Below are 16,883 nucleotides of genomic sequence, written 5' to 3'. Positions count from 1 at the left end.
AATAATTTTTATTAAATAAATGGAAAGACAAAAGCCCAAAATTATCTCCAGAAGCTTTTATTTTTTGTTGCTACTGATATTCAGCAGCGCCTGCAAGCAAGATCGGGCAAAAGATCATACCAGTTGGTCACATTATGGTGGCAGCCCTGATCAGTCTAAGTATTTCAATTCCTCGCAGATCACTAAAGATAATGTAAGCCAATTGGAAATAGCTTGGAATTACCCCATTGAAGACGATGGGTTTTATAGCTTCAGTCCGATTATCGTAGATACAATGATGTTCGTCTATGGTAAAAATTATTCATTGATTGCGTTAAACGCTGTTACAGGCAAGGAATTGTGGATACATACTGATTTGCGGGGCGTTTCCCGACGGGGGATAAACTATTGGGAAAGTGAAGACAAGAAAGATAAAAGACTGGTATTTACCCTGAATAATTCCCTGCAGGCAATCGATGCGCTCACTGGTCAAAGTATAACGGATTTTGGAAATGGGGGATACGTTGATTTGCGTATGGGTTTGGATCGTGATCCTACTTCTATACGCAGAATGCAATCCATGATGCCCGGTGTTATTTATGGTGATTTGTTGATTTTGGGTTCTGCGCCAGGGGAGAGTTTTTTCTCACCACCAGGTTATGTGAGGGCATTTAATGTAGTGACCGGTAAGCTGGAATGGACCTTTCATACCATTCCCCAGCCTGGGGAGTTTGGCTATGACACCTGGCCGAAGGATGCATACAAGTACGTGGGAGGAGTCAATGTATGGAGTGAAATGACCGTTGATGAACAACGGGGAATTGTCTTTTTGCCCATAGGATCTCCTACTTATGATTACTATGGGGCAGATCGTGAAGGTGCCGGGTTATTTGGGAATTCTCTGGTGGCATTAGATGCCAAAACAGGAAAACGTATCTGGCACTATCAAACTGTTCATCATGACCTTTGGGATTATGATCTAGCTTCTGCCCCGCAATTGTTGACAATAAATAAGGAAGGTGAAAAGATGGATGTGGTAGCAGTAGCGACCAAGCACGGTTTTGTTTTTGTATTTGACCGTGCAACTGGAGAGCCTGTTTTTCCTATAGAAGAGCGACCATTTCCAGCGAGCGACATGCCTGGAGAAAATGCCTGGGTTACCCAGCCTATACCAGCGGTAATGCCTGATTTTACAAGGCATGCAGTAACCAAAGAAACACTAAACCCTTATTTCTCTGAGGAGGTAAAACAAGAGTGGTATCAGCGGTTGGATACTGCTAAATCAGGATTGTATATTCCTCCCTCTGACAAGTATGAAACAATCACTATGCCGGGCGCATTAGGTGGTGCAAGTTATGGAAACACGGGCGCAGATCCTCAAAAGGGTATAATGTACATCATGGCTCAGGATTATGCCTCGATTTACAAACTTTCAAAAGTAGTTCCGGTAGAACCGGTTCTTTCTGATGATGAAAAGAAAAAAGTAAGCACACTCTATGGTGGGTCGTGTCAGACTTGCCACGGAGAAGGTATGAAAGGAAGTGGGGCAGGGCCTTCGCTGATCAATGTCGGTTCGCGGTATTCCTATGATGAATTTAAGACTTTGTTGTCAGAGGGAAGAGGAAGAATGCCGGCATTTGTTCATATAGAGGAAGCTACCCTTTTAGCGCTGTACCGTTACCTGGGAGGGACTCCTAACCGCTTTAGAGGAAGGATGAATACTACAGAAGCATCTGAAATTACAGGTCCTGTAGTAGCTTCCGGAGGAATAAAAATCCCTGAGGACACCACCCGTGGCGTGCCAATGGAGAACTACCCCGAAGGTGTCGCGCATCCGGCAGACCGATTCACTACTGCATATGGAACGGAGTGGCAAGCCTTAACTGCTCCTCCTTGGGCTTCTATATTTGCTTATGACCTCAATCAGGGGACTATCAAATGGCAGCAGCCTATAGGTTTGGATTCTGCTTTTTCTAAAGGAGATAAGACGACCGGTGCTCCTAGCGGAACGATTAGAAAAGGAATGGTGATCACTTCTACAGGCCTTGTGTTTGCCACCGGTAAGGGAGGGATTGTTTATGCATTCGATGCAGATGATGGAAAAATCCTCTGGGAAACTACCCTGGATAGCGAATCAACGGGACAGCCGGGTATGTATGCGGTAAATGGGAAGCAGTATTTGGTGATAAATGCTTCCAATGGATTTGATCCTACGAGTTACGATTTCTCAAAAAGACCTGGTGCTTTGCCCAAAGGCTATGTGGTTTTTTCCCTCCCAGAAGAATAATATGAACAGATAATGAGCCTACATGGCACTGTTTCACAAATCAACCTCTTAAACCTAAAATAAAATGAAAAGTATTTTAACCTTAGTTATTTCATTAGTGACCCTCACTGGATGGGCACAACAACCGGCTAACCGTGAACTGATAGTCCATAATGACCCTGAAAAGTATAGGGAACTGTCTGCTGTGCATGCAGGAGCCGGTAAAATGGGTTTTACCCAATTGGTAGGACGCAATGATCTTTCCACCAATTTTCTGTACCTACATTCTGGAGTGATACAGGCCAGGTCCGGTATAGGTCACCATTTTCATCATTCAATCGAAGAGATGTATATTCTTCTCGATGGGGAAGCGGAGTTTACTGTCAATGGGCATACTTCCACACTAAAAGCTCCTGTGGCGGTGCCTTGCAAACTAGGTGATTCCCATGCTATATACAATGCAAGTGATAAACCGTTACGTTGGTTAAACTATGCCGTTTCGGAGAGAAAAGCGCAGGGAGATGCATTTGATCTCGGAGATACCCGTGAGGGCGCAGAGCTGGATCAAGTCCCCGTTTTCCTGTCTTATCAGTTTGCAAAAGATAAGCTTCGTGAGGAGAATCATCCCTATTCAGGAAGTGGTGTGCTGGCCCGCAGGGCATTTGGTCCGGAGGTCTTTAGTACAAGTTGGAATAAGGTAGATCATTTGCTCATCCCTAGCGGGAAATCGATGGAAGCTCGTCAATTGGAAGGGGCCGAAGAAGTTTATTACGTCCTGAAAGGTACAGGAACCTTAACTGTCCAGGGGACAAGCAAGCCTTTGGAAGCTGATGATGCATTTTTTGGGCTGGTAGGAGAAACTATTTCCTTGGAAAATAGCGGAGACGGGGATCTTGAATTGTTGGTTATTGGTGTGTCTGCTTCTGCAGATAAGAATTCGGATTTCCAAAAGGTACTGACTGAGCCTAAAGCCATGGCATTGCAAATGGATTTTGTGGTATCGCAGGAAAATACAGCGGCTTTTGAGAAAATGTACCATTCAATTTATGTCCCGGCAATGGCCGTTCAGCAGGGGTATCTTGGCTCTAAATTACTTCGCCTTTTTCCAGAGGAAGTAGCTAAAGGTATAGAAGCTGAACCTACTACATTCAATTATCAGATCCAGATTTCATTTGATACAGAAGAGAACCGAAGAAAATGGGTGGCCAGCCCGCAGCATCAAATTGCTTGGCCGGCAGCTTCTGGGTTGGCTAAAGAATTCAAATGGCGAGGGTATGATATCATGGGCGATGATGATCAGCGATAAGTGGTTTTCCACTTCAGAAACCAACTTGCGCATCGAAGCTGACCTGATTCTGGGTTGTCGGTGTAAGATTTTATGAATGTCCTATTACGACTTAACCCAATAATTATGAAGTATGTATTGGCTTTAGTAGTATTGTCAGCCTTCGTCACTTTAGTGCAGTAATCCTATTGATAGCAAGCGGAAGGGGGCTACCCCAACGGCAGTGCCGAAATAGAATTCACTTTATAAAGTGGAAGGTGAAAAATTCTCCTATGGGATTTCATTCAGCCAAATGACCATAGAGTATAATGGTGAACTTGTAAACGAAAATGTGCTAGTGGTGAAAAATGAGCGTGGCGAAATGACCTTGACCCGAATTATTAGGGATATGCCTCGGTGAGGAGGTAGAAAAACCCCTCTGTGAAACAACGGTTTACAGAGGGTTTTTTAATAGGTCTGATTTGCGGGTTTTACCTCATTTTTATTCGAAGCAGGTATTTTTCTGCCGTTACATAAAGGGTTTTTTCATCGCTACTGAGCGCACAGTTAGCAGCTGTGGTACCTTCAATCTTGATCTTTCCAAGTACCTTTCCGGTTTTGTTGAATATCCAAATACCACCTGGGCCTGAGGCGAATATATTTCCTTTTTTATCAATTTTTAATCCGTCACATAATCCGTTTTCCTGCGCATTACTGGCGTCATAGAATATCCTTCCACTGACTATAGAGCCATCTTCAGCGATATCATAAGCATACCACTGCTTTTTTACGGCGTCAGAATTTGAAACAATCATAGTCTTCCCATCAGGCATCATAGCAAGGCCATTTGGCTGATCGATAGAGTCGAGCAGTAGCATCACTTCACCGGTTGGACTCATTTTATAAACACCTTGAAAACCTATTTCTTTCCCGGGGTCATTTGCCCCTGCTTCCAGACCATAGGACGGATCGGTGAAGTATAGATTTCCGGTTTTGGATAAAATCAGATCATTTGGGCTGTTTAGTTTTTTACCATCATATACCGCCGCCACTGTGCTATAATTAGGTTTTGGATCCAAGAGGGGAGCGTCCATTGCCGCGATTCGTCTGTCTCCATGCTGGCAAATCAAAAGCTTCCCATCCGGGGAAAGGAGTAGTCCATTTGCTCCCATGAATCCTCCACGCTCTTCATCGTCTGTGTAACCTCCAGGTGTTAAGAATACTTCTTTACCACCTTTCTCAGTCCATTTATAGATCGTATTGGCGGGTACATCTGATAGCAGAAGCATCTTTTCTTTGGCTATCCAAACAGGGCCTTCCGTAAATTCGAATCCTTCAGCGATCACTTCTACTTCCGCATTCTTTTTAATGATGCCGGAAAGTTCTTCGGAAACATACTCAACTGTTCCTTTAGGTTTTATGTCCTGTGCTCCTACTGTGCAACAGATAGCAATGGAGAGTAAAGTGATAATAGGTTTTTTCATGGTTATAGGTTTAAAGTATTCAGATTTTAATAGAGATAATTAGCTAAGGTCAATTACTTCGTATGGTTAGCTAGATTTGTCTTTCCATTCCTTGCCGGTAATTAGAAATTCATTCCTTAGTCATTTATTTTTACTTGATATTTGATCAAAATAGGATCTTCGAAATCTCTTAGTTCTTCAATCATATTTTCCAGCTCCTCACCATATTTTCCAAATAGACCTTTTTCCAATGCATAGATCCAATCATCAGTCCTTAGGATATCATAGAAGTAACCGTCCTTTGCAAATCCTTTTCCATTGGACCAGCCGGGAATAGAGGGAAATGCAATTGCCTTATTTGTTTCATGATCTATAAAAACTTCATGTACAGGAAATGTGCGCATATTGGACAAATCCATGCTTGGGTTTTTGGCCAGGGCAAAGGTTTTAAGCCGGGAGGTGTTTTCGGTATGCCAGATTTGGCCAATGTTGATCACGAAGGTCTGATTGGTGACAGTAGTCTCAAATCTATCTGCACCCATTTTCAGATCCTCAGGACTTGGCTTTCTTTCTCCAAAATCCAAGCTGACGAAAGGTGTGGTCTTTTCATTTTCGAAAAGGTATATAGTGTCGGAGAAAGCATAGTTTAGTAGGAAAGAATTTTCTTTTATCCTTGAAAATTCCCCCTCACTCATTTCAGCAGTTAAAGGTGTGGCAGTGAGGGGCAGTTCAGTAATTTCTCCTGAGTAGCTGTCCTGAATCTTAAAGATGCCATACTTTCCATTTTCATCCAGATTCCCATCAAACATGGGGGAGGTCAGCCACTTGTTTTTGGAAAGCTTGGTGAAGTTAGGGATGAAAACAGCATTTTCATTTAAGGTGACTGTTCCAATAAATTCGAAATCCGGAAAATTGTATTGCTTGATTATTCCCCCGCCGACACTAATATTGAGTGTGTCTTTATCCAAATCCATTCCTTGTAAAACCTGATATTCTTCTGGACCATCTCCAGTTTTGTCAAACGTTTTGAGGTAATCTCCATTTAGATCAAAAAGATGGATTTTGGCTTCTGGATTGCAAATAGTAGAATAGACAAAATATTCTTCCGTGACTTTTAGATCCCAAACACTGCAATTGAGATTTACGGGGGAATCTATTTGATTTTTCAGTGGAATGAATTCAATTGACGAAATAGCCTCATCGAAATCCACAAGGTGTTGATCAGAAATTTCAATAGTGGGAAGTCCCACTTTTTCTTCGCTTTGACGGCAACTGAAATTTGAGATAGAGACAAGTAAAAGGGCTATTAAACCACTTTTTGAAATCCACATATAGACTGTGTTTAAGCTTAATGATTTGTCAGGGATTAGGTATTTCCCAAAACTTTCCTGACTACATATTCAGCACATCTCGCCGCTAATCTGGCAGTACAGTTGTCTTGGTCAAAATTAGGATTGAGTTCGACGACATCCATAGAAATAACCTTTTTGCTCTTGCTGATCAATTCAAAAACTTTAAAAGCAAATTCCGGTCTGAAACCCATTGGAGACGGAGCTGACACACCAGGAGCAAAAGCTGAAGAAAACCCATCCATGTCCACACTGAGGTAGATTTTGTCCATGGAGTCAAGGAACCAGAGAATTTTCTCCTGGATCACTTCCCAGTTGTTCATCCTGAAATCTTCCATTACCATCCATTTTGCATTTAGCTCATCGGCAGTCTTAAAAAGAGATTTGGGATTGACGGAGCGCTGTACTCCCAGGCATAAGTAATGGAAATCATCTTTATTTTCTTGGGCCAGTTGGAGAAATGGGGAACCTGAATGACCTTTTCCATCCGTTGTGGGACGTAAATCAAAATGAGCGTCCATATTGATAATTCCGAGTTTTTGGCCTTTGGGCTTAAGATAATTATAGATACCCGATGCATGAGCATAAGCCAAATCATGTCCGCCGCCCAGCATTACTGGAAAATGATTTGTCTCTAAAAGCCGTTGTATGGTTTGCGAAATAAGCTGATGGCTGGATTCCATATCTCCATCCATAGTCGCAATATCTCCATAATCGAATATTTTTGCCGTGTCTGGCAAGTGGTAAGCCAAACTTCCCATCATGTTTCGGATGGATTTCGGTGCCAGTATTGTCCCCGTCCGGCCATGGTTTCTTTTGACGCCTTCTTCACCTGCGTACCCAAGAATACCCACTTTTAGAGATTCTTGATTTGTGTCCAGCTTTAGGTCTTTCACGGAAATAGCCGCTTGATGCCAGTATTCGATTTTTTCAGATTTTCTACCTGTCCAGTTGGCTGGGTTTGGGTTTTGATGAAGCATATGGATTTTCGATTTTTTACACTAACTTAAAAAGTGCCGATTGATACTTTAAATAACAAAAACAATGTATTCCGTTTTTAGGTATATTCAAAAGATGCAATTCAAAATCCTATCTGTCTGGCTATGAAAGAATATAGGATTCCGCAAAAAGAGAATGTTAATCTAGATGCTTTTGAGGAGCCAAGTGATTCCTTTGCAGGGTATTCTTATGCCGATTATCTCAAATGGGATTATGAGGAAATAGTAGAATTGATCAAAGGAAAAATCTTTGCAAAAGCAGCGGCTCCCGATCGGAGGCATCAGGAGGTTTCAGGAAATGTCTTTTATAAAATTTTCAGTTATTTGAAAAATCACGCTTGCAAAGTCTATTCTGCCCCCTTTGATGTGAGATTTTCCAAAGATCCTGATTTTGCCAAAACAGATTCCGTAGTCCAGCCGGATATTTCTGTGATTTGCGACCTTTCCAAATTGGATGATAAGGGCTGTTGGGGTGCTCCGGATTTGATCGTGGAGATTCTCTCTCCGGGAAATAGCCGGGTGGAACTTCAGAATAAATTCGAATTGTATCAAGAATACGGTGTGAAAGAATATTGGGTGATTCACCCTTCTGAATGCACCCTTTTGATCTATACTTTGGTTGAAGGTAAATTTCAACCTTCGAAACTATTTACCTCAGGAGATAAAATTCAGTCCAGTGGTATTCCTGGCTTTGAATTGGATTTGGAAGAGATTTTTTGATAGTTGAAAGATAGATCTGGATTATTACCCAGTTAAGACTAATCTGTGTATTCTCAGAAATACCACTTAAGAAGTGCCATTTCTGAGAATACAGCTGAGATTAACCAGTTTGTAGAAGCTTAAATGCTCCACTGATACTTTTGATAGCTTGATAGTGGGTTTTCGTATTCCTTTTCCGTAAGCGGGAGATGAAGCTTTGGGCTTCCTGCTGTTGGTTGGGTTTTATGATTTAGGCCAAAAGAGCGTTGAAAATCTATGACCAAGACTTAATTTATCTTCACAAATTCATTCTCGAACCCATTTTCCTTGATCATCACTTTTTTCCTATCTGGACTAAATTCAAGTACAATGCCCAGCCCTACATTAAAGGAATTATTGCCCAGATAGCTTAGGGGGATGATTTCCTGCTGGTTGGGAAGCTGCACGGTTAGTTCTCCGGCATTCTGAGCTACCATAAGTTTGTAGGAATCGTAGCCTTCCAGCACATATTCACCTACAAATTGATCTGCATTTTCGACATTCATCGTCTTTGGAGCACTATAAGCTTCAATGCCAGAAATGCCTTCCATATTTTCCAAACGTGCTATTAATCCCCAGCCATAAAAATCGTTGGATATGCCGATCATCAATTCGTTAACTCCTTGTTTTAGCTCAAGCTCCGTTATCCCATTTTGCACGGAAATTCGGCCATTAGGATATTTTTTCATGTTCTGCCTAAAAATATTTTTATCCGTATAGGTGATTTGATCGTTTAGATAAACCCAGATTTCGTCACTAAAACCCAGTTGTAAGTTAGTTTTTATGCGTTCCTTGGCTGTGATCGTGGTTTTAAGCCAAGCTATTTTTCTCTGCTCATTACGGCCAAAACGACGGGTGAGGTTAACTAAACCGTAACGCTCCGCTTGGATCTTTTCTATGAAGGCGTCATTTTTGGGGACACTTAACAATGTTGTGGGTTCTGTCCCCTGTGGTAAAAGGGAGCTTGCTGTCATAGCCCAATTGCGTATATAATTCGATTCGTGCTGCGTTAAATCGGCTCCTTCCAATGGAGAAAGACCCTCCGTTTCACCTGGTTTTATTTCAATATTGCTAATGTAAGAAGCTCCCTCGAAGGCGATACTTCCTTCGGTTTCACGTCCTTCCAGTTTGGGAATGTACAATACAGGGGTATCGTTCACGAATACTTTCATTTGTTTGCCAGAAATTACCAATTTGATATGGTTCCAATCCTCCTTTTTTAGGGGAGCCGGAGCTTGATATTGCGGGTACATATCCCACATGTTCACCCCATCAAAATAAGGCGTATATTGAATGGCCTCATTTGCAAGCGTATCGCCAATCTTCGTGACGCGTAAATAGACCATTTCTTGCTCATTGTTATCTTTTCGATGAAAATAGACCCCTTGGGCAAAGCCCGGAAGGATGGTTTCTGCATCGAATTCAATTGTGCCATCCTTAAAGTTTAAGTCTTTGATGATCACTTGGCCAGAATTGGAGATTTTCATGCTTTTGCGCCCTTTATAAGTTAGAAAGTCAACTTTCCCTTCAGGGAAATCAAAATTTTCTGCTTTCGTTTCAAGCATATTGCCCGATTGGGAGAAAGCAGAAGTAGATATGCTGAGCATAAGTAAGACAAGCTTTATGGTCTTTTTCATTTGTTGTTATTTGTTTTTTAAATCGATGCTTACAAATTGACCTAAAAAAGCTTTTGTGCTTTGTTCAAATGGTGTTCATTTTGGTTCAATTGCATTCATTTCTGGATATTGCACTTTATCCCTGATGAAATCGAGCTTGTCCGAGATTCCATATGGTCTTTAAAATCAAATCACAATCACATGAAATCGAGCACGGCTTGAGCGTCTCCCTTTCCAAACCAGAATATGCAGCGGATTTGTTTTTGACGGCTTTTAGTGCAGAGCAAGTAGCCAAACGGAAATTTTAAGTGGGTTTGGATGTAATCCAAGCGAGTGGGTTTTAGCAGGGGTAAGTTGTATATATGACCGCCTCCAATTTTTTGTCAACGGGAGCTTGGTATATGAAAATGCTGAAAATCCGATTATCGGAGTGCGGTACCAAGTTGAAGGAATTGGAAGTTTGGCAAACACCCAGCTGGTCTCGGGCAGGAAAGTCTGTGAGTCCGGCTAAAAGCTGATCTTTAAACTGCTGGAGATACAGGTTAGGAAAGCATTTTATCTTTCGTATTTCAGAAAAATCCAGAAAAGCTATTACCTATATATCCTATTGATTAACCAGCTCAAAAACAGCTTCATCCACCAGGTTTGGCAAGGTTACTTTTAATCCTGGACTGCGATCCATTTCACGCTGAATGGCTTCCAAAGACCCAAAATTTCTCGCCCAGGCTCTTCGCGCTACACCGTTATTTACATCATAGAAAAGCATAGCTTTTAGCTTTCTTTCAGAATCTGCTGATCCGTCCAATACCATCCCGAAGCCACCATTCATCACTTCTCCCCATCCTACACCACCTCCATTGTGGATGGAAACCCAGGTAGCGCCCCTGAAACTGTCACCGATTACATTATGTATAGCCATATCTGCGGTGAACTTACTGCCATCGTAGATATTGCTCGTTTCGCGGAAAGGTGAATCTGTACCGCTGACGTCATGATGATCTCTGCCTAGTACAATGGGTGCTGAAATTATTCCTGTCGCAATGGCATCATTAAATGCTTGGGCAATCTTTGCCCGGCCTTCTGCATCGGCATAAAGAATACGGGCTTGGGAGCCAACTACCAGTTGATTCTTTTCCGCCTCTTCAATCCATGTGATATTGTCCTGCATCTGCTGCTGAATGGAAGGGGGAGAATACTGCATGATTTCCTTCAAGATTTGAGCAGCCAGCTGGTCGGATTTCCTTAAATCCTCAGCTTTTCCGGAAGCACAAACCCATCGGAAAGGGCCAAACCCATAGTCAAAGCACATAGGTCCCAAAATATCCTGAACATACGATGGGTACCGGAAGTCAATACCATTTTCTGCCATTACTTGAGCTCCTGCTCTGGACGCTTCTAACAGAAAGGCATTTCCATAATCGAAAAAGTAGGTTCCTTTAGCAGTATGTTTATTAATCGAGGTGGCATGTCTTCTCAGGGTTTCCTGAACTTTTTCTTTGAATACTTCAGGATTATCAGCCATCAGCCGGTTTGACTCTTCAAAAGAAAGTTCAACAGGATAATATCCTCCAGCCCAAGGGTTGTGAAGTGAGGTCTGATCTGATCCGAGTTCTATGAATATATTTTCTTCATCAAATCTCTCCCACACATCGACCACATTGCCGATGAAGGCCAGAGAAACCACTTCCTCATTTCGTTTGGCAAGCTGAGTCCGTAGAACCAACTCGTCCAGATTCTCGATCAATTCATCCACCCATCCTTGCTCATATCTTTTTCGGGCCGCTGCCGGATTCACCTCTGCGCAAACCGTAATGCACCCCGCGATATTTCCGGCCTTAGGCTGTGCTCCGCTCATGCCTCCAAGTCCTGCGGTCAGAAAGATTTTCCCGGCGGGTGTTTCTCCTGCTTTAAGTTTTTTCCTGAAGGCATTTATCACTGTAATCGTAGTGCCATGTACGATTCCCTGAGGGCCTATGTACATAAATGAACCCGCAGTCATCTGACCGTATTGCGTCACCCCAAGTGCATTGAATTTCTCCCAGTCATCCGGTTTGGAGTAGCTTGGGATCATCATTCCATTAGTCACTACTACACGGGGAGCCTCTTTGGAAGAAGGAAAAAGCCCCATGGGATGACCGGAATATAAGTGGAGTGTCTGCTCATTTGTCATTTCAGACAGATACTTCATCACCAGAAGGTATTGCGCCCAGTTTTGGAAAACTGCTCCATTTCCCCCATAGGTGATCAATTCTTCAGGATGTTGGGCCACGGCAGGATCCAGGTTGTTTTGGATCATCAACATGATGGCTGCTGCTTGCTGACACTTTGCCGGATATTCCTCTATTGGCTTTGCCCGCATCTCGTAATCAGGCATAAACCGATACATATAGATCCTGCCAAATGCCTGTAGTTCCGCTAAAAATTCGTTGGCCAACTCCACGTGCCAATCTTGTGGGAAATAGCGTAAGGCATTCCGCAATGCAAGCTTTTTTTCTTCTGATGAAAGGATGTCTTTTCTTTTGGGAGCATGGCTCAGGGAAGGGGTTCTTCCCTTTTTTGTTGGAAGAGTACTAGGGATGCCTTGTTGTATCTGCTCTTGAAAAGTCATTGGATTTACGTTTTTTTAATTACGATTTACTAGGTCTTTGGTACCTCATTTATTCCGAATACTACTTACTGTTTATCACTTACTAATTCGCCCTGCTTCCATACTTGCGATGGTTTCAGTTTCCCTTGTTGATAAAGAATTTCTCTATAGTCAGCGGCAGGGAAAAAGATGAAATCAGCCCTAAGGCCGGCTTTTAATACCCCTCTATCTTCTACTCCTAATGCTAAGGCTGCCCGGAAAGTCAATGCGGAAAAGACCTCAGCAGTACTCAGTTTTTCGAATGTTGCCAAAATGGAAGCCTGGGTGAGCAAGTCTCCCATGGGTGCCGAACCGGGATTCCAGTCGCTACCAATGGCCAGGGAACCGCCTTGATCCAGGATTTTTCGTGCAGGAGTGAAGGCACAACCCAAGCCAATTGAGGCTCCAGGAAGCGCAACTGCAACTGTTTCGGATTTCGCCAAAAGAGCTATTTCTGTTTCAGTAGAGGCCTCCAGATGATCTGCTGATTTTGCATTGAACTTCACCGCAACTGCTGATCCACCCGTAGTAAATTGATCTGCATGAACAGTAAGATCAAAGCCTAAATTTTTCGCTTTTTGGAAATAGCTCTCGATTTCCTCGGGTGAAAAAGCACTTTTCTCAATAAAGGAATCGATTCGGTCGGCAAGATTTTCTGATTTCAGAATAGGGAACAGTTCAGTAGATATCATTTCTAGATATTCCTGATTTGTTCCTTCAAAGTCTCTGGGTTTCATATGAGCTGCCAGGCAGGTTGGAATCAGGTCTGCAGAGGTTTTGGAATTGGCCTGCTGAATTGCACGAAGCATTTTAAGTTCTTCGGCGACAGTTAATCCATAGCCGCTTTTTACCTCAATCGTCGTTACACCATCACTTAAATGTGTGTTAGCGTTGATGATCGTTCTTTCTGCAAGCTCCACCCGATTGAGTTTTCTGGTCTGGGTGACGGTATCCCAGATTCCTCCTCCTGCCTCAGCGATTTCAAGGTAGGATTTACCGGAGATTCGCATGGCAAAATCATTTGCCCTATTTCCCCCAAAACAAATATGTGTATGACAATCTATCCACCCCGGCAGTGCAACAAGATCCCCTTTCAGTTCAATTGTTTCAGCATTGAGTGATTTAGCTTTCTTCAAAAGATCATGAAAACTTCCAACTTCCAATATCTTTTCATCTTCCACCAAAATCCCTGCATCTTCCAGAATTTCCAATTGCTCATCCTTCAAAGCTCCCTTTTTTGGAAGTTTATCGAGCGTAAGAAGCTGGGTTATCGGACCTATTAGTTTTAGGTTTTTCATAGTTGTGTATCCCGCAGATTATCACAGATTTTTCAATAATTAAACATTTCACTCCACTCAGTTTCATAAGGCAATCCTTCTGCTTTCGCGGTTTGATTTGCTATAGCTACCAATTCTCCGCTTTGGATCATTTCGATAGCAGCCTCCAAATCTTCGGTCATCACCCGGTCGTTTATCACTGAAGAGATTCTAGCGCGCAGATGTTCATGGATAGCTGTCATTACCTTTCCTGATTTCAGAGGAGCATGAAAATCCATGGCCTGAGCGGCATAAAACAACTCTATACCCAGGATTTTCTCCACATTCCCTATGACCTGCAAGGCTTTTCGCGCCCCAATCGACCCCATGCTTACATGATCTTCCTGCCCTAGGGAAGTTGGGATACTGTCTGCAGATGAAGGAAAGCAAAGTCCTTTGTTCTCAGAGGCCAAAGCCGCAGTAGTGTACTGAGGAATCATTAAACCGGAGTTTAGACCAGTCTCCTTTAAGAGTAATTTTGGCACTCCCGGGGTATCGCCAGCCAGCGAGAGGTAAATTCTTCTATCAGAGATATTTCCCAATTCGGAGGCAGCAAGACAAGCATAGTCCAATGGCAACGCAATGGGTTGACCATGAAAACTACCTCCGGAAATGGTATGATCCTCGCTGAAAACGATTGGATTATCTGTGACGGAATTGATCTCAGTCTCTATGGTGTCTTTCAGGTGAAGCCAGGCATTTCTCGAAGCTCCATGTACCTGAGGCATGCAGCGCAGCGAATAGGGATCCTGAACCCGCGCACAGTCCAGGTGAGAACTGACTATTTCGGATTTATGAAGTAAGTTTAAGATAGTCTGGGCGACATGTTTATTGCCAATAAAAGGCCTTAATTGATGCAGTTCTGCAGAAAAAGGCTTGATAGACCCCATCAGCCCTTCAAGCATCATAGCTCCGGTGATATCGGCATGAACAAGGAGATTATGCAGGCGATCCACAACTTTCACCCCATACGCAGCCATAAACTGGGTGCCGTTGATTAATGCCAGGCCTTCCTTTGGACCAAGAGAAAGTGCTGTCATTTCCAACTTCTCATAGACAGAGGAAGTAGGTTGAACAGTACCTTCAAAGTGGACTTTTCCCAAACCTAACAACGGCAAAAATAAATGGGAAAGTGGAGCCAGGTCTCCAGATGCTCCAACTGAACCTTGAATAGGTACAACTGGAATTACTTCGTTTTCAAGCATCCACAGCATCCTTTCCAGCGTGTCCAATCGAATCCCTGAAAACCCCTGAGCCAAAGCCTGAAGTTTCAGTACGAGCATCAATTTGGAAATCTCAAGAGGCACTGGTTCACCCAAGCCTACAGCGTGACTCTTGAGCAGGTTTTCCTGCAAAGTCTGTGTGTCTGCAGCAGAGATTTTACTGGTGCAAAGGGGGCCGAATCCGGTATTTATTCCATAGACTGCTTTTTCACCTTTGGCGATAGAAGCTACATCCTGAGCAGAGGCTTGAACTTTTTCCCGCGTGTTAGGGCTTAAAACACCTTTTATCTCTTTGCCGGCCAGCTTTAAAGCTTTCCGAGCTGTAAGTCGGTCTAATCCGTAGTTGAAAGTTTCCATTACTATTTGGGTAAATGTTCCAGGGTCTTTACAAAGATATTCATCCTCAATGATAATTTTTGATATCATTTTTGTCAATATATGATAACTTTAAGGCATCATGGAGCTAAGGCATTTAAGTTATTTCAAAGCTGTTGCGGAGGAATTGAATTTTCGGAAGGCCGCTGAGCGCCTATTTATTTCACAACCGGGACTGAGTAGACAGATCAAGCAGTTGGAGGGTATATTGGAAGTGCAGCTTTTTGAGCGGGATCAGAAGCATGTGGAATTGACGGCTGCCGGTGCATATTTGAAAGACGAAGTGGATTTTGTCCTCAATCACCTGGAGCTTACCCGGAATCAATTAAAGTTGATTGCCTCTGGAAAAATAGGGGAATTGAGAATCGGGTTTTTGGGTTCGGCATCCAATCAGATTTTGCCGGATCTTCTTGCCAAACTCAATGCGAATCAGCCTTTGGTAAGCACAAGCCTGGAGGAGCTGAGTAATTCAGTACAGGTGGAAATGATCGAAAAGGATAAACTGGATTTAGGCTTTGTCAGACTTGCCTCTGTGCCAAGCGATCTAGAGATGAAGGTTGTACTAAGGGATAGTTTTTCGTTGGTAGTACCAAAAGATCATCCGATTCAAGAGCAGGAATTCATTGGGGTGAATCAGTTCAGGGATGAATCTTTTGTTCTTTTTTCCTCAGATTATAGCAATTTATATTATGAGCAGATTATTGGAATCTGCAGAGATGCGGGATTTTCTCCCAGGATTAGGCACAAATCTGTTCATGCACTGACGATTTTCAAATTAGTAGAAAATGGGATGGGAGTGGCGATAGTTCCGACATCTCTGAAGGAAGGGTATGAGCTTAATGTGCGCTTTATGCAGATTCCGAATATACCCCAATTCACAGAGCTGTCAGCTATCTGGAAAGCCGAAAATCGCAACCCGGCCTTGAAGCGAGTTTTGCCTCTGCTGTAGAAAAAAAGTAATTATTGATTTTCTGAGTACTAATTTTAGCACATTCGATGATAAGGATAATCCAAACAACTGAAATGGGAAAGGCTGAAAACAATGCTGACAAGCTTACAAAAACTTTATTAGTGGTTTATCTGATTGTCATGGGCTGGATCATATTGTTAAAGTTTGGAGTGAAATTTTCTTATATGGACGAGAGAAATATCAACCTGATTCCGTTTGCCAATGGCTATTACGACAAGATGGAAACCTTCTTGAATGTGGTAATTTTTATTCCATTGGGAATATATGCTGGAATGTTATTTCGAAATAAAGCTTTTGTTTTTAATCTGCTTTTCTTTTTTCTGGTCAGTTTGATGTTAGAGGGGCTTCAGTATGCATTTAAATTGGGAACATTTGATATCACCGATTTGCTTACCAATACATCCGGGGGAATAGTCGGCTATTTGCTTTATTCGGCTTTTAAAAAGTTATTTAAATCGCCGAATAAAGCTCAAAAATTCCTCAATACCATCGCTGCTCTAGGTACAATTTTAATTGTGTCGCTTCTGGTTTTACTGAAACTGAATATGTTGCCTGTCAGATATCAATAGAGTTAAATTTGGCCACATACTTACAAATAACATTTTGGTTATTCTTCCCAATCCTTATTTTAAGTCCTAAATGTAAATGTCGGGTAAATGCCGGGTGAAAACCGAGCTTATTTCGCCCTGAATCACAATTC

The 16,883-nt window shown here is 42.5% G+C and carries 12 protein-coding genes; 5 read left to right on the top strand and 7 right to left on the bottom strand.

The genetic code is table 11. The annotated features are described in order from the left end of the window. Nucleotides 1–19: 19 nt before the first annotated feature. Complete coding sequence (locus AS141_RS08880; RefSeq protein ID WP_057937303.1) at nucleotides 20–2,266, top strand: outer membrane protein assembly factor BamB family protein; 2,247 nt, start codon at nucleotides 20–22, stop codon at nucleotides 2,264–2,266. Nucleotides 2,267–2,330: 64 nt separating this feature from the next. Then, nucleotides 2,331–3,551 (top strand): cupin domain-containing protein, encoded by a 1,221-nt coding sequence (locus AS141_RS08875; protein WP_057937302.1) that lies wholly within the window; start codon nucleotides 2,331–2,333, stop codon nucleotides 3,549–3,551. Nucleotides 3,552–4,000: 449 nt separating this feature from the next. Here the strand turns inward: AS141_RS08875 and AS141_RS08870 are convergent, their stop codons facing one another. The 3 genes from AS141_RS08870 to hutG form a co-directional block, all read right to left on the bottom strand. Then, nucleotides 4,001–4,993: an SMP-30/gluconolactonase/LRE family protein gene (locus AS141_RS08870; protein WP_057937301.1), complete on the bottom strand. Its 993-nt coding sequence runs from the start codon at nucleotides 4,991–4,993 to the stop codon at nucleotides 4,001–4,003. A 116-nt stretch (nucleotides 4,994–5,109) separates the two neighbouring features. Next, nucleotides 5,110–6,303, bottom strand: a complete 1,194-nt coding sequence (locus AS141_RS08865) for a 6-bladed beta-propeller (RefSeq protein WP_057937300.1) — start codon at nucleotides 6,301–6,303, stop codon at nucleotides 5,110–5,112. A gap of 35 nt (nucleotides 6,304–6,338) precedes the next feature. Beyond that, nucleotides 6,339–7,301 carry a formimidoylglutamase gene (gene hutG / locus AS141_RS08860; RefSeq protein WP_057937299.1) on the bottom strand — a complete coding sequence of 321 codons (963 nt, stop codon included), beginning with the start codon at nucleotides 7,299–7,301 and terminating at the stop codon, nucleotides 6,339–6,341. Between the two features lie 123 nt (nucleotides 7,302–7,424). On the opposite strand from hutG, the gene AS141_RS08855 reads away from it, so the two are divergent. Beyond that, nucleotides 7,425–8,039: a Uma2 family endonuclease gene (locus tag AS141_RS08855; protein ID WP_057937298.1), complete on the top strand. Its 615-nt coding sequence runs from the start codon at nucleotides 7,425–7,427 to the stop codon at nucleotides 8,037–8,039. Nucleotides 8,040–8,305: 266 nt separating this feature from the next. On the opposite strand, the gene AS141_RS08850 is transcribed toward AS141_RS08855, so the two are convergent. From AS141_RS08850 to hutH, 4 genes are all read right to left on the bottom strand, one after another. Continuing rightward, entirely contained in the window at nucleotides 8,306–9,544 is a 1,239-nt protein-coding gene (locus tag AS141_RS08850; RefSeq protein ID WP_262480996.1) for a DUF1080 domain-containing protein, read from the bottom strand. Between the two features lie 733 nt (nucleotides 9,545–10,277). Continuing rightward, nucleotides 10,278–12,281: a urocanate hydratase gene (locus AS141_RS08845; protein WP_057937296.1), complete on the bottom strand. Its 2,004-nt coding sequence runs from the start codon at nucleotides 12,279–12,281 to the stop codon at nucleotides 10,278–10,280. A gap of 65 nt (nucleotides 12,282–12,346) precedes the next feature. After that, entirely contained in the window at nucleotides 12,347–13,597 is a 1,251-nt protein-coding gene (gene hutI / locus AS141_RS08840) for an imidazolonepropionase (RefSeq protein WP_057937295.1), read from the bottom strand. Nucleotides 13,598–13,629: 32 nt separating this feature from the next. After that, on the bottom strand, nucleotides 13,630–15,195 hold the full coding sequence (gene hutH, locus AS141_RS08835) for a histidine ammonia-lyase (RefSeq protein ID WP_057937612.1): 1,566 nt from the start codon (nucleotides 15,193–15,195) through the stop codon (nucleotides 13,630–13,632). A 100-nt stretch (nucleotides 15,196–15,295) separates the two neighbouring features. On the opposite strand from hutH, the gene AS141_RS08830 reads away from it, so the two are divergent. Further along, a complete protein-coding gene (locus AS141_RS08830) occupies nucleotides 15,296–16,162 on the top strand; it encodes a LysR family transcriptional regulator (protein ID WP_057937294.1) in 867 nt (288 codons plus the stop codon). Between the two features lie 74 nt (nucleotides 16,163–16,236). Beyond that, on the top strand, nucleotides 16,237–16,752 hold the full coding sequence (locus tag AS141_RS08825) for a VanZ family protein (RefSeq protein ID WP_082632254.1): 516 nt from the start codon (nucleotides 16,237–16,239) through the stop codon (nucleotides 16,750–16,752). The last annotated feature ends 131 nt before the right edge of the window (nucleotides 16,753–16,883 follow it).

The organism is Algoriphagus resistens, from assembly GCF_001442615.1.
Lineage (GTDB): Bacteria > Bacteroidota > Bacteroidia > Cytophagales > Cyclobacteriaceae > Algoriphagus > Algoriphagus resistens.
This window is presented reverse-complemented; position numbering and strand designations above follow the sequence as displayed.

Coding starts and splice junctions, on each gene's coding strand:
- AS141_RS08870 (WP_057937301.1), bottom strand. CDS start 4,993: ATGAAAAAACCTATTATCACTTTACTCTCCATTGCTATCTGTTGCACA.
- hutG (WP_057937299.1), bottom strand. CDS start 7,301: ATGCTTCATCAAAACCCAAACCCAGCCAACTGGACAGGTAGAAAATCT.
- AS141_RS08825 (WP_082632254.1), top strand. CDS start 16,237: ATGGGAAAGGCTGAAAACAATGCTGACAAGCTTACAAAAACTTTATTA.
- hutI (WP_057937295.1), bottom strand. CDS start 13,597: ATGAAAAACCTAAAACTAATAGGTCCGATAACCCAGCTTCTTACGCTC.
- AS141_RS08865 (WP_057937300.1), bottom strand. CDS start 6,303: ATGTGGATTTCAAAAAGTGGTTTAATAGCCCTTTTACTTGTCTCTATC.
- AS141_RS08880 (WP_057937303.1), top strand. CDS start 20: ATGGAAAGACAAAAGCCCAAAATTATCTCCAGAAGCTTTTATTTTTTG.
- AS141_RS08845 (WP_057937296.1), bottom strand. CDS start 12,281: ATGACTTTTCAAGAGCAGATACAACAAGGCATCCCTAGTACTCTTCCA.
- hutH (WP_057937612.1), bottom strand. CDS start 15,195: ATGGAAACTTTCAACTACGGATTAGACCGACTTACAGCTCGGAAAGCT.
- AS141_RS08875 (WP_057937302.1), top strand. CDS start 2,331: ATGAAAAGTATTTTAACCTTAGTTATTTCATTAGTGACCCTCACTGGA.
- AS141_RS08850 (WP_262480996.1), bottom strand. CDS start 9,544: ATGAAAATCTCCAATTCTGGCCAAGTGATCATCAAAGACTTAAACTTT.
- AS141_RS08830 (WP_057937294.1), top strand. CDS start 15,296: ATGGAGCTAAGGCATTTAAGTTATTTCAAAGCTGTTGCGGAGGAATTG.
- AS141_RS08855 (WP_057937298.1), top strand. CDS start 7,425: ATGAAAGAATATAGGATTCCGCAAAAAGAGAATGTTAATCTAGATGCT.